We start from the raw sequence: 13,079 nt of genomic DNA on the forward strand, positions 1-13,079 counted from the left end.
AAAACAGCTTAGCCCCAAGATTTATCTTGGGTATTCCATGAAAGTCCCCTGAAAGATTAAAGATTTTTAAATTGTTATGAACTATCTGCGCCTCAATGCAGAAGATTTATTCCACCTGGAAACTTCAGGATGCCTCTATTCCCGTGAAATCATTAACCCAGTATCGGCCCAAGCCAGATGCTTGGGCGAACAATTCCATTTAATTATGCAGCAATCATTAATGGATATAACCATTGATTCGCTGCTCGATAACCATCCTCAATTAAAGCAATGGTTCTCCCAGTTGCAATTGTTAGCTCCCGAAATATGGAGCCAAGAAACGAATACCTGGAAGACTCATTCGCATCGGAGTGAGTATTTCTATGACAACGTAATTCTCGTCTCTAATTTCGACCTGCTTATCTATGGATACGAGCAACTCGAAGTTGTTAACTGGACAACAGATACCCAGTTTAATTTGACACAAGAAGATTGGTATTGGAGAACTCAGTTGGATTTGTTCCTTATGGCACAAACTGATACCTATTACCCCGAACAAATTCGACTTACCTACTGGCTTCTTAACTACCCAACGCATCCCATCAAAATTTCTATCCACTACTCTTCTCAAGCTTTGTTAGCTTTCAAAACCCAACTGGCTCAAACTCTGTCCAAGCTTTCAGTCGTGTTATCAGAAGTATCTGTAGCAAGTGGGAACAACGGAAATAACCAGCATGACCAGAATCCTTTATCTACATTAACACTTGGCGATTGCACGCAGCCGCAATTGTGTCCCAAAGAAATCGCAGTTCCAAAGCCTGTTCCAGAAGCCAGCGCCACAGGAGAAGACCCTCTGAACCAATTTCTTTCAGGGAAATTATCGCTCAAAGAATACATAGACTCCGTTCCCGAAGTGGAGCTTTAGATTGCACAAACCATGACTTCCATTACTCAAATCAACTGCCAAAAGGTTCATCTAGGAGATGGATGGCATTTAAATGTCCTCTCCAAATCTATCGCCACCATCACCGATTCAAAAGGAAATAGGAAAACATCGTACTTCGGCTTCAATACTAAAGAGGAAGCTGCACAATTTATGGCACAACATCGCTCGCAAGTATCAGCGGCGATAGTTAGAGAAAGCCAACGACTCTCCCAGTGTGCTTGGGAATGCAAAGTTTGGCAATGTCCGACTGAACTAATTTTGTCGCAATTCAATCAACAACAACCATAATTTGCCTGTTAAGATAGCCATTTTCCGAATTAAAAAGGCTGTATTTGATCTAGCCTTTTTTTACTCAATTTATTCTTTAGAGAGCGCTGACGCGCCATATAAAGGTCAATGAGAATACATTTGTACCATGAGTTCTATCGATAACGAAACCAAACTGCGTCGTGCAACTGAAAAACTAATTCGCTCGATTCGATTAGCAATTCAAGAAGCTACTCCCAAAGAAGCTTTGGCTGTCTGGAAATTGATGAAATCCCTAGAAATTCGGCGAAATACTCCCAATCTCACTGATGCACAAGTAGGAACTTTGTTAACTATGCTTGCCAAAGAATCCGGTGCTGATATTATTGAGGCGGAGTTGAATTCTAACTCCTCAATTACCCTAACTCCAACTCAGTTTGAAGAACCTGCGCTTGCTAGCTCTAACAATCGCAAGGGAAACAGCCGATAATTATGGCCGAAAAAAAGGGGGGAAAGCCTCCCATTTCAATGGGAATCATCAAAAAAATTTTCCGAATTAGAGCTTCCACCCTTTCAAGGCAGAGCCAATCCTCTCATCCAAAATCTAAAATCCAAAATCGGATGACAACTACGCCAATTAAACCCGTCAAAGAAACCTTAGATGACCTAGAACAACAGCTTGAACTGCTAACACAATATCTAGAGTCAGATAACCCAGAAGAAAGAGCCATAGCTTCAGCAATTTTTGAGGAATTGGAACCTGTTCTAGAACAAAAAATTGATAGCTATGTTGCTCGCATCAATTGTCTCAAAGCTAATCGGGATTTCCGACAATCAGAATCGCAACGCATTGCTTCTTTAGCCAAACAAGATTCGACAGCGATTACATGGCTGACAGATAAGCTTTTGGGATTCATGGAACGCCGTTTAGAACAGTTAGGTGAACGCGGACGCAAGCTAGAGGGAAAACTGAGCAAAGTATCTCTTTGTAATAATGGTGGAAAACCTCAAGTATGGATTAACCCAGAATTAAAGCCTGAAGAATTTCCACATAGATACGTGAAACTTGTTCCCACGCTGGATACTGAGCAACTTAGAGAAGATACAGTCGCTTCTGATACAGGGGAAATCTATGATAGTAACGGTCGTTTGATTGCTAAACTCATACCAAGAGGAAAGCATCTTCGCCTTACTTAGGCTTCATCAATTTGGCTCTTAACTCTGGTTGTCCAGGCTGCTTGTAAGCCTGGACAGTTTTTATACAAATGCCACCTAAATTTTATGCGGTACTAGGAAAGTCAGATACTCTATCTATTGGGGGAAAGAGACAAGGAATTTGGGAATTTATTGAGAAGCAAAATCAACCAAATGGCTGGTTAATTTCTCTATCCAATAAGCCAGCTTTGTTTCCACCGTCACCCATACCAATTTTTTGGGATTGTAGCGCGATTCGTTATAGCCGCCTCAATTTTCCTCAACTTGGAAATTCCTTGGTAACTCCTTTATTCTGCATCAATCAATATCTAAAGCTCAAAGCTAAAGCTGGGGATTTTATAACCTGTCCTGACCACATTCTGTTACCTGGTACTAACTTAGAGTTTCGCCGTCAATTTAACTTAAAATGTGCAAAGGAATTCATCGTTTTAGCCAAAACGCATTTATCGTTCTGCCGACCTTTGGCAACAATTCATGGCGTAAGTATTGAGGAGAGAGCTAGGAACGCGGTTAGGCTGTATGAACTAGGATATCATGCGTTCGCTATTGGAGGTTTAGCCATTAATGCTAGCCAAAAAAATAGGAATATTACAATCATTCGAGCTATCCGAGAAGCCTTACCTCTTAGTTGTCATATCCATGTGTTTGGTTTATGTTCTCCTGATTACTTGAGAGCTTTCGCTCAAATAGGTATCAATTCTTTCGACGGAGGTTCTTGGCTACGGGAAAGTTTCTTAGGGTTCTTCTACGAAGCGAGAGAGAATAAGTTAATCAAGCACAGAGTTCCCCAAAATTTATTAAGTAATTTGGCAATCCCTTTATGTTATTGTCGCATCTGTGAAACCTTAAGAAATTCAGGTATAGAAACTAGAGCGATGGGAAGTCGAGCGGCTAACTTAGGAAGAGCGATTCATAATCTGGGGGAATTGATTAAAATCCATCAGCAAGCCTTTATAACCAAATGATTCATTAACTATCCTAGTTGTAACCATGCGAATCTTTAAACAAGTGAGCTATGTAGAAATGCCACAGGGATGGCAAACTTATGTATTTCCTGTTTACGGCGGTTTTAGGCGCTACAAGCTGCTCAAAACTCTAACGGAACTTGAGCAAGCTAAAGAAAACTGTGTTCGACAAGGGTGGAAAATGACCAATGCAACTTCTTTGGTTAATAAAATGAACTGTTTTTCAATTCAAAATTCATAACTCCCAAATTAAAAAACCAACCTCATGGACTTACTTCTATTTGGGTTTGTGGGTTCGTGTAATTTTGAATGAGAGGATTTTGCTTTTGAATTGTTGAACGCGCTGACGCGCCATTCATGGCGACGTACTGCTATCAAAAGTTTGTCATTATGTCACAAAAAACATCAGCTTCTCTATCCACTTCAACTCCCTTATTTTTGTCAAAAACGATAACCTCTACGCCGCACTCCAGAGAATGTGGTCACACCTCAAACGCCGCAGAAGAAAGGGAGGATAGAGAAAAAGAATGGTATGAACAGTGGGACTACTCTCATATCGGTGATACCGACATCGATTTGCATTATTGATTAATTATGATTCGCCAACAACTCATCTGTGATGTTTCCCCGAACAGCCTGGTAAATTCTTTTGATAATCCAGGTTTCAAAAGCTTGGTTATATTTGATAATCAGGAATACCTGGAAATCCAATTTACCCAAGGCTCTCTGAAACAATTAACAGAAATTATCGCTCATCTGACTCGACTGCAACAGCTTCTCGTTGAGTCGAAAAAACAAGACATCATCACCCAGTTGAACTCCCTAAATTTACCTGTTTTCATTCCCAACAACCCTGAGAAACCTACATCAATTGTGGCTGGTGACTCAGACGAAGAGATTCCATTCTAGTAGCCGAGATTTTTCCTTGATTAGCCATAAAATCAGGGAATTTCTCTGCTCATCATTCGGATCAAAGCGCTGACGCGCCACTTCGGGATTAACAATTTATCCATAAATCAGTGAAAGACAAAGCATCTCAATTAAACCAACCTGTTCCTGAAACACATAGCGCTACTCCAACAGCACTGGAAACTCCAGAAATCGAATTAGAACGGGATGAGTTTGCTGACCCCATTTACCTCGACCCTAATGCCAAATTACCGCGTATCCAGGCATTGCGGGGTACGACTCCCAAACTGTGCGGCTACTTCGTTCCCACTGACCAAATGGCGAAAGCTGGGTGGTTCAATTTTGATGAGAAGTTACTTACTACCTATACGTTCGAGATTACTGGGGTTGAGGAACAAGGGTTTCTCACACCTTCCCCCCGAATGCTGGTGTGTCCTAGAACTCCTACTTTAGCTTACGATCGCAAGGCTAGCAAAGATTCAAAGCAATTGGTAGTTGTGGGGCGTTATTCACCAGAATACAAGGATGAGGAGAATATCGGTAATACTCAATACTTTGAGGTGATCTTGCTTGATGACAAGAATCAACCATTACATCAAGTTCCATTATCCTACCGAGCTAGCGGTGCTAACCAAGCTACCTTCGCTACCCACTGGCAGGCTTTTATCGATGAAATGACGGCTTGCCATGCTATCAGTAACCGCATCGCTGCCAGGGGTAAGAATAATCTTTTCAAGTGCTTGTGTGTATTTTGTTTCACTACAGTACGGGAACTAGCGGGGACAACGCAGAAAAGCCCTGCCTGTAAAGTAGCTAGCCACGAGGTTCCTAGTTTGGAAACTTGGAAGCATTATTTTGTGGGACTCAATCAGGAGCGCAAACAGGAGGTCTGGGAAGCTTTGCAACCTGCTCAGCCTCTGATTGTACCAGGTCTTCCGGGTAACACTAGCTCAATGCCTCAACTGCCACCTGCTCAACCGCAAACTCAGGGAAGTCGATAGGTAGCTTAGCTTGGTTCTTTATCGATTTTGGCTTAGCCAGACACGATATCACCCCTGGTTTCAGCCCACATTTCCTTTATCCATTCTGAGTTTTTGGAGTGGATAAAGCCTTTCATTTCCTACACTAAATTCAACTCACTACCATGAAATTCTCTTGTACTGCCAAGCAATTCAATGCAGCACTCGATACAGTCATGGGTGCAATACCCAGTAAACCAAATCATCCCATTCTTGCTAATGTTCTCCTCAAAGCATCTAACGAAAAATTAGAAATTGGCGCTTTCGACCTCAGTTTGGGTATCACTGCACATTTGGAAGCATCTGTTGAGTTTGAAGGTGCTTTTACACTTTCAGCTAAACATCTGTCCAATATTATTTCCACTTTACCAAAAGAGGAAGAACTGTCGTTTACTATTCGACCAGATAAACAGGAAGCTACATTAACCTGTTCTGGCAAACGCTACAATTTTCGAGGTATGGCGGCATCCGAATTTCCTCAATTACCGACCATAGAGCCATCTACAGGTAATTCTGCTACATTGACTGCCAGTGTCTTAGCGCGTGGATTGAAAACTACTTTGTTTGCCACAGCGTCGGATGAAACTCGGTTAGTTCTTACTGGTGTTAGGCTAACATTGTCAGGAGAGCGCGTGGAATTCGCTGCTACTAATAGCAAATCTCTGGCTGTCGTTAAAGATTCTATCCATACTAATGGTGAAAAACCAGAGCCTCCGCCTGAAAAGAAAACTAAAGGCAAAAGGAAATCTCCAATTCCTGAGTCAAGTAGTTTAGCTATCACTGTTCCCAAAAGTGCTTTGAAAGAGTTGCAGAAGCTTTTGGGTAATCCTACAGAAAGCAAGGATGATTTTCCAGTTGAACTGCACTTCAATGATAGCCAAATTATGTTTAGTGGGGCTAACTTTACTTTGGTTTGTCGCGCCTTGGCTGGCAGTTATCCTGATTATCACCAATTAATACCATCTTTGTGGAGTCGAGAAGTTTCTGTCAGTTCTCAACAAATATTGGCAGCAGTGACTCGTCTTGCTACTTTTGACAAGCACAAAGTTATTCGCTTCGTTCTTAATTCAACTGAACAAGTGGTTTCTCTGTATGTGGAAGGAAAAGATATTGGCTCTGGTGCTGAATCTTTACCTGCTTTAATTAAAGGTGAGGATTTACAAATTGGGTTTGATGCTGATGTTCTTATCCCTGCTATTAAAGCTATCCCTTCTTCTGAGTTGCGTTTTTCATTTAATGAACCCAATTATCCTGCTACTATCAATTTACCGGATAGTACTCTGTCTTCTGCTACAGTTTTAGTGATGCCTGTTGAACTTGGTGGCGAATCTCCAAAACCTGAGCGTTCAGCACGACGGAAGTTGTCTTCTGAAACTTCACCAGGAGAAATTAAAGAATCAGAAGTAATTGAAGATGAAGCATTGTCAGATGAGCCATTGTCAGCACCAATTATGGAAATAGAATCAACAACAGAAGAAGCAAAAGAAGCTGACTTAGAACTGGCTGCACTGCCAATGTAAAGCACAGGTGACTGCTAGGGTATGTTTTCTGAACTTTTTAGGGTATCTTTTCTGAAAAATATACCCTAAAAAACTATGGCCGATGGGCTAGAACCATTTCTATATATAGTAGATAGAAGGCTTTCGCTGGCTACCAGGAGTTTTTAGGGTATAAAAACTCGATTTTATACCCTAAAAGGCTATACGCTATGAGCCAGAACCATTGCTTTATATGGTATATAGGAGGTTTTGGCTGGCTAGATGAAGTTTTTTAGGGTACAAAAATCGGTTTTTATACCCTAAATTTAGGGTATGTTGTCGCTGAAACATACCCTAAAAAATTTTGGGCCATGAGCTAGAACCGACTCTTATATAAGGGTGCTAGGTATTATTGCTCCCATTGGGCTGTTTTTAGGGTATATAAACCTGAATTTATACCCTAAATTTAGGGTAAGTTTCGACGGCTTTTGTACCCTAAAAGGCTATGGACAGTGACTTAGAAAGACTGCTGGATGCCGCTTTGCAACTACCTCGCCCGGATTTGGAGAAGTTGCACGCCATCATCGGTGGATTGCTGGAAGCAACTGAGCGGTCAAATCAGCCGATACCAGGGGAGAGACGGGGCAGGATTGAGTGGAAGACGATACCCAATAAGAAGCAGGGCAAAGAATATGGCCCTTATCCTTATTTAAGGTATTGGAAAGATGGAAAGCTCAAATCTAAGTATTTGAAAGATTTACCGTCTCATTTCAACGAGCCTTAATTAGGGTACAAAATCTGCCAAACATACCCTAAATCCTCAATTTTGCATTTTAAATTTTGAATTGTTATGTATCAACCATTTCACCAAAAGTACCGCCCGCAGATTTTAGCTGATTTAGTGGGTCAAAATGCGATCGCAACTGCCCTTACCAATGCTATCAATTCTGGGCGCATTGCGAGTGCCTATCTGTTTACTGGGTCAAGAGGGACTGGTAAGACCTCATCTGCCCGCATTTTAGCCAAATCCCTCAATTGTTTGGAAACGGATAGCCCTACAGCGTCTCCTTGCGGTCGCTGTTCCTCTTGTCGAGACATTGCTCATAGTGCTGCTATCGATGTGTTAGAACTCGATGCAGCCAGTAATAATGGGGTTGACCAGATTCGAGAAATCTGCATGGGGGCGCACTTGACTCCAGTGCAGGGTCGCTATAAAGTATATACGATCGACGAAGCTCATGGATTGAGTGGTGCAGCGACTCAGGCTCTTTTGAAAACCCTTGAGGAACCCCCTCCCAATGTGGTGTTCATCCTGTGTACTACGGAACCTCAAAAGTTACCAAATACTATCATTTCTCGCTGCCAACGCTACAACTTTCAACGCATTAGTTTGGATGCTTTGGTCGCACATTTGAAAACCGTTGCTGAAGTTGAGGGTGTAGTAATTGATGAAGTTGCTATGGGTTTAGTGGCACAATTAGCTACAGGAGGGTTACGGGATGCGCTTTCGTTGTTGGAACAGCTTAGTTTACTAGAACAGCCAATCACAGCCCAGTCAGTATGGGAGTTGGTGGGTGCTGTACCAGAGCAAGAATTAGTGGAATTGGTAAGAGCGATCGCATCTGATGAAGAATGGGATACTATCAATATAATTCGCACCATCCTCAATTCTGGTAAAGAACCATTGGTGGTTCTTCAGAATTTAATTGAATTCTACACCAAAATGCTGATTGCTCTCACTACTACTGATAGTCAGAGCGATTCATTGTTATTAGAAGGAGCATCGAAAGAATGCAAACAATTAGCTATCTCGTTGGGTCGCAGTACCATTTTAGCTTCTCAACAGCATCTGAGAAATTGTGAAGCCCAAATCAAATCTTCTACCCAAGCTTGGCTATGGTTAGAAGTTGCTATTTTGGGATTACTACCTGGTGCTATGCACAGTGTGGGCAATCCCCAGGTCAATGCTACATCGCAAGTAATATCCACAATTGGAACATCACAAATAGCTTCACCAACGTCTGCTGGGGTTCCTAATAGTAACATCTGGCAAACTGTGCTAGCTAAAGTTCCTCCGGCGCTTAAAGTGTTGCTTTCTCAACATGGCTCATTGGCTAGTTTCTCAGAGGACACTGCTACTGTATTTGTCAAAAGTGCTGCTTTGAAACCAAGGGTGGATAGCCAAATTGCTGCGTTGGAATCAGCATTTAGTTCTGTTACTTCTAGACCGATTAAAGTTTCTGTGTCTAGCTAAATAGTTTCTTGATTTTAGCTGGGGAAAATAATTAGCTCGTGTCCCGTGGTATTAGTTATGTAATCTCATTTTATCTGTTACATAGATAAGGAATAGATAAGAAGAGAAATATCTATGTCTCCTCCAGAGAGGTGAGAGCTTACATCTGCGTTTATCTGCGTTTATCTGTGTTTCATCTGCGGTAAAATAATCCGTTCTATTCTCATCAAAAACCTGATATTGCTCTTAGATTACCAATGCGTACCGGACATAGTATTACAACATTCCCCACTAAATCAAGTATATTATACTGGGAGCCTGTCTATGGCTCTCAAGCTGTCATATTCTCTGGCTTTCTTCTAGGCAAATTTTGCTAGTTTCCATAAATAAGGACAAGGTTAGTTTTACCATACTATTGTACAATAGCAATCCCAATACTTGAGAAATTAGCTAATATAATAGTATGGGATTGGTAGATTTAGCGATCGCAAATTTCAAATAGGTGTTTTCATGCCACAATATTTCCAATATAGTTTATTTCTGCAACAAGAAGAAGAACTTCAATCCAACATTGTTCTGCTCGATAACCCCCAATTTCCTCAACTTCTCCAAGGGTGGAAACAAGCTAAAAGATTTGGGTTTGATTTAGAAACTTTTGGCAATTCAGGGGAACCAGACAGCGCTCTTGACCCCAATACTGGAGAAATTCGCCTGATTTCTATAGCCGTTCCTATAGATAATAGGGTGCGGGTGTTATTAATTGATAATGGTTTCTATAATGAGCAAAGAGCAGAAATCGAACGACAACTTCAGTCGTTGGGATTCTGGGAAACTTTGGCAGAAAGATTAGCTAATCCAACGGTGGAAGTTGTGGGTCATTCTTTGGATTTTGAACAACAGTGGATGTTGGCGAAGTATGGCTTTAAAATTCGCTGTATCCGCGATACTAAGTTGATGAGTCAGGTATATTGGGCTGGTTTAGATCCTTGGCTGGATAAAGTTAACAATAAACCGCATTCTTTGGCTTATGTTTGTCTGCGTCTTGGCATTGATATAGATAAAACGGAACAAAAATCTGAATGGGGTTGGGGAGATAAGGGGGGTGGGGAACTGAGTAATAACCAGTTGAATTATGCAGGTTTAGATGCTGAAGTAGTTCTGCAAGTACATGACAGACTTGAGCCTTTATTGAAGAAAATAGGTGTGTGGAATTCCTATCTGGCTGAATGCAATGCTTCACCTGCTTTTGCACAGATGGCTTATTATGGAATGCCTGTGAATGAGGCGGTTTTGAATAGTGTTACCGTGCAGTATGAAAAGGCTTATCAGGATTTGCTGAATAAGTTGGGTTCTACTTTTCCTGAAGCGGTTTCTTATCTCTATTCAAGTAAGGAATTACCGAAGTTGATTAATGGTAAATTTAAGTTGAAGTTAAGTCAGGTGAATGCTGATTCTTTGAGTAAGTATTGGGATATTCCAGAACTTAGGTTGATTTCGGTGATTAAGACTACTAAGACTTATCTGGATTATTTGGCTAATCTCAAGGAATCTTTGCGGGATGGATATGTGCGTTCTCGTTATACGCAAATTAATCGGGCTGCTTTTGGACGCAGTAGTAGCCAACACCCTAATTTGCAAAATCCTCCTAATCCTAGTAATTTCCCTAGCGAGTTACAGGCTTATAATTTGCCTGCGATTAGAACGGTTTTCGTGGCGCATCTGGGTACTAGCTTGATTGTTTCTGACCTTTCTAAAGCACATACTAGGATTGCTTGTGAGGCTTCTGGGGATAGTGAGTTAACTAAGCGGTTGAATTCGGATACTCAAGAAATCTTTTGCTCGATTGCTGAGGCGATCGCATTTATTCAAGGTCTCGGTTATGATTGGACTGAGGATAATATTCGCCTCTGGGTTAAGGATAAAACCCATGCTAATCATCAGACGGCGGCGATGTTGCGGGCTGTTAGTAAGAACGTGCATTATGGGTCGATGAATTTGCAGGGTTTTAAGACGCTTCAGAAAACGATTAGGACGGGTAGTGGGATTAGTTTAACTGATAAGGAGGCGCAGTCGAGTCAGTCTGGTTGGAAGAGAACTTATGCTGGTGTTGCTGCTTTTTGTCAGAAAATTATTAAAGAGGCTAGTTGCACTTTGCCGTTGGTGTTGGGGATTGAGGGGATTAAGGGGCGTACTAAGTTTGGATTGGGTTATGTGCGTTGTTTGACGGGACGTGGGGTGTTTCTTCCTTTGTATCCGCAAGAGTTTGGGAAAGGTGCGTCTGTTTCTGTCAGAGGGCCGGATGCGACGGCGGCTTTCTGGACGATGGCGGAGGCTGATATCATTAAGATGGCTTTGGGTGAGATTATCGATCGCTTTGATTGTCATCCTGAGTATGGGGCGCATATTGGGAATATGGCCCATGATGAGGTGGATGCGATCGCACTCTCTGATTATGCTGTTGAGGTGGCTGCTGTTATCCAAAGTTCGATGCGTTGGGCGATGAGGCAATTTATTCACAGCATTCCGGTGGATGAGGGGGAGAGTGCAGAAAGTTTGATTTGTGCTTCTTGGGCGCAGAAATAAGAGAAAAGCTACCTGGCAATTGCTGGGTAGTTTTTTTCAATGCCATGAAAATATAATATTTAAAAGCCATAAAGTAATGACCTGATCCCTGGTATATTTTCGCCAACATTCGCAAAATTTGAATTTCCTTGAAATGCACACCAATAGCCTTAAAAATATCGAGAGATTTCCGCAAAGACTCCAGTGCTTCTGAATACCGCTTAAGTTTAGCTAAACTTTCTCCTAAATTATATAAAACGATTCCTTGCCCAGCAATATCTCTAATCTCTAGTGCAATTTTTAACCGTTGTTGATAAAACTCAATTGCTTGCGGGTAGTCACCTAAGCAATAATAGGAGATTCCCAGATTTCCAAGTGCTTTTCCTTCTCCATTACGATCGCCGATTTCTCGTGTAATTGCTAGCCGTCGCTGTTGATATTCAATAGCTTGACAGTGATTTCCTAAAGAATCATAAACAGTTCCTAAATTGCCTAGTGCTATTCCCTCACCAGCACGATCACCGATTTCTTGTGTAATTTGTAACTGTTGTTCGTAAAATTTAATGGCTTCGGAGTAATTGCATAGTTCATTATAAATACAACCTAAATTACCCAGCGCCGCAGATTCTACTTTGGGGTTACCAATTTTACGCGAAATTATTAAAGCTTTTTTAAAATATTCAGTAGCTTTGGCATATTTTCCTATACAAAAGTAACAAATTCCTAGATTGCCCATTGCTCTAGCTTCTGCTTCAATGTCGCCATTGTTTTGGACAACAATTAGGTCTCGATCGTGATATTTAATTGCTTTTAAGTAATTGCTCAAATAATACTGTGCTATTCCTAAATTACATAAACAGTTGCCTGCTAATTTTACGTTTCCAATTGCTTGTGCAATTTTCAAAGACTGCTGAGTATAGGTAATTACTTCTGAGTACTTACCCATAAAAATATAAGTAGCAGCAAGACTAATTAATACAGTGGCTTCAGCTTCTCTATCACTGATGTTCCGTGCCTCAGTTAGATTTTGTAAATGATAATTAATTGCTATATCGTAGTTGCCCAGAAAAATATAAGCGTTACCCAACCCTGTCAAATAAACAAGCTTTACACGAGGATCTGCTTGGCTTAAAAGCCTATTATAGAGATAAATTTGTTCTCTATAGTAGCCCCAAACAGCAAGTTGCGAATGCAACTCTTGATTGGGAATACTGTTAAGACGTATTCCAATAATTTTATTAGCTTGTTCTTGTGCATCTACTTCACACAGATGGTACGACGCTTCCAAATATCCGCGAACTTTTTCTAAATTTGAAGCAGCTATGGGTGGCTTGTACTTGTGAAGCCAGTTTTTTACCGCTCTATAATGAGCACGTTCCCAAGGACGAATCTTAGTACTATCCTGTGCTGCCAAACTAGCTTCAACCTCAGCCAGTAGTTGTTGGCCATCAGCCGTTAAGCCAAATTCCTGAGTAAGGGATCGAGATTGAGGATTTGTATCTAATTCGGCAATGTCATTCGTCATGC

At 41.3% G+C, this 13,079-nt stretch carries 13 protein-coding genes; 12 read left to right on the forward strand and 1 reads right to left on the reverse strand.

The window, feature by feature from the left end; genetic code table 11:
* The first annotated feature begins 76 nt into the window (after nt 1-76).
* From H6G03_RS04235 to H6G03_RS04290, 12 genes are all read left to right on the forward strand, one after another.
* Nucleotides 77-904 carry a hypothetical protein gene (locus H6G03_RS04235; RefSeq protein WP_190462400.1) on the forward strand — a complete coding sequence of 276 codons (828 nt, stop codon included), beginning with the start codon at nt 77-79 and terminating at the stop codon, nt 902-904.
* 12 nt (nt 905-916) lie between these two features.
* Nucleotides 917-1,213, forward strand: coding sequence for a hypothetical protein (locus H6G03_RS04240; RefSeq protein ID WP_190462401.1), 297 nt, complete (start codon nt 917-919; stop codon nt 1,211-1,213).
* A gap of 127 nt (nt 1,214-1,340) precedes the next feature.
* Nucleotides 1,341-1,661: a hypothetical protein gene (locus H6G03_RS04245; RefSeq protein WP_190462404.1), complete on the forward strand. Its 321-nt coding sequence runs from the start codon at nt 1,341-1,343 to the stop codon at nt 1,659-1,661.
* Between the two features lie 131 nt (nt 1,662-1,792).
* Entirely contained in the window at nt 1,793-2,368 is a 576-nt protein-coding gene (locus H6G03_RS04250; protein ID WP_190462406.1) for a siphovirus Gp157 family protein, read from the forward strand.
* Nucleotides 2,369-2,436: 68 nt separating this feature from the next.
* Complete coding sequence (locus H6G03_RS04255) at nt 2,437-3,351, forward strand: hypothetical protein (RefSeq protein WP_190462408.1); 915 nt, start codon at nt 2,437-2,439, stop codon at nt 3,349-3,351.
* Between the two features lie 25 nt (nt 3,352-3,376).
* Nucleotides 3,377-3,592, forward strand: a complete 216-nt coding sequence (locus H6G03_RS04260) for a hypothetical protein (protein ID WP_190462418.1) — start codon at nt 3,377-3,379, stop codon at nt 3,590-3,592.
* Between the two features lie 353 nt (nt 3,593-3,945).
* Complete coding sequence (locus tag H6G03_RS04265; RefSeq protein ID WP_190462420.1) at nt 3,946-4,260, forward strand: hypothetical protein; 315 nt, start codon at nt 3,946-3,948, stop codon at nt 4,258-4,260.
* Between the two features lie 110 nt (nt 4,261-4,370).
* Entirely contained in the window at nt 4,371-5,261 is an 891-nt protein-coding gene (locus H6G03_RS04270; RefSeq protein WP_199315127.1) for a DUF5895 domain-containing protein, read from the forward strand.
* A 143-nt stretch (nt 5,262-5,404) separates the two neighbouring features.
* Nucleotides 5,405-6,799: a DNA polymerase III subunit beta gene (gene dnaN / locus H6G03_RS04275; protein WP_190462422.1), complete on the forward strand. Its 1,395-nt coding sequence runs from the start codon at nt 5,405-5,407 to the stop codon at nt 6,797-6,799.
* A 463-nt stretch (nt 6,800-7,262) separates the two neighbouring features.
* The gene (locus tag H6G03_RS04280) at nt 7,263-7,541 is read left to right on the forward strand and encodes a hypothetical protein (RefSeq protein ID WP_190462424.1); all 279 of its coding nucleotides are present in this window, start codon (nt 7,263-7,265) and stop codon (nt 7,539-7,541) included.
* Nucleotides 7,542-7,607: 66 nt separating this feature from the next.
* Nucleotides 7,608-9,011 carry a DNA polymerase III subunit gamma/tau gene (gene dnaX, locus H6G03_RS04285; RefSeq protein ID WP_190462425.1) on the forward strand — a complete coding sequence of 468 codons (1,404 nt, stop codon included), beginning with the start codon at nt 7,608-7,610 and terminating at the stop codon, nt 9,009-9,011.
* Nucleotides 9,012-9,500: 489 nt separating this feature from the next.
* Entirely contained in the window at nt 9,501-11,573 is a 2,073-nt protein-coding gene (locus H6G03_RS04290) for a DNA polymerase (RefSeq protein WP_190462427.1), read from the forward strand.
* Here the strand turns inward: H6G03_RS04290 and H6G03_RS04295 are convergent.
* Complete coding sequence (locus H6G03_RS04295; protein WP_190462429.1) at nt 11,500-13,077, reverse strand: tetratricopeptide repeat protein; 1,578 nt, start codon at nt 13,075-13,077, stop codon at nt 11,500-11,502. The two genes, H6G03_RS04290 and H6G03_RS04295, sit on opposite strands and share 74 nt — an antisense overlap.
* Between the last annotated feature and the right edge of the window lie 2 nt (nt 13,078-13,079).

The sequence above is a fragment of the Aerosakkonema funiforme FACHB-1375 genome (assembly GCF_014696265.1).
GTDB classification, from domain to species: Bacteria; Cyanobacteriota; Cyanobacteriia; order Cyanobacteriales; family Aerosakkonemataceae; genus Aerosakkonema; species Aerosakkonema funiforme_A.

Excerpts from the sequence above, each read along its gene's own strand:
- H6G03_RS04290 (WP_190462427.1), top strand. The coding sequence starts at position 9,501 with ATGCCACAATATTTCCAATATAGTTTATTTCTGCAACAAGAAGAAGAA.
- H6G03_RS04245 (WP_190462404.1), top strand. The coding sequence starts at position 1,341 with ATGAGTTCTATCGATAACGAAACCAAACTGCGTCGTGCAACTGAAAAA.
- H6G03_RS04265 (WP_190462420.1), top strand. The coding sequence starts at position 3,946 with ATGATTCGCCAACAACTCATCTGTGATGTTTCCCCGAACAGCCTGGTA.
- H6G03_RS04235 (WP_190462400.1), top strand. The coding sequence starts at position 77 with ATGAACTATCTGCGCCTCAATGCAGAAGATTTATTCCACCTGGAAACT.
- H6G03_RS04295 (WP_190462429.1), bottom strand. The coding sequence starts at position 13,077 with ATGACGAATGACATTGCCGAATTAGATACAAATCCTCAATCTCGATCC.
- H6G03_RS04255 (WP_190462408.1), top strand. The coding sequence starts at position 2,437 with ATGCCACCTAAATTTTATGCGGTACTAGGAAAGTCAGATACTCTATCT.
- H6G03_RS04260 (WP_190462418.1), top strand. The coding sequence starts at position 3,377 with ATGCGAATCTTTAAACAAGTGAGCTATGTAGAAATGCCACAGGGATGG.
- H6G03_RS04240 (WP_190462401.1), top strand. The coding sequence starts at position 917 with ATGACTTCCATTACTCAAATCAACTGCCAAAAGGTTCATCTAGGAGAT.
- H6G03_RS04280 (WP_190462424.1), top strand. The coding sequence starts at position 7,263 with ATGGACAGTGACTTAGAAAGACTGCTGGATGCCGCTTTGCAACTACCT.
- H6G03_RS04250 (WP_190462406.1), top strand. The coding sequence starts at position 1,793 with ATGACAACTACGCCAATTAAACCCGTCAAAGAAACCTTAGATGACCTA.
- dnaN (WP_190462422.1), top strand. The coding sequence starts at position 5,405 with ATGAAATTCTCTTGTACTGCCAAGCAATTCAATGCAGCACTCGATACA.
- dnaX (WP_190462425.1), top strand. The coding sequence starts at position 7,608 with ATGTATCAACCATTTCACCAAAAGTACCGCCCGCAGATTTTAGCTGAT.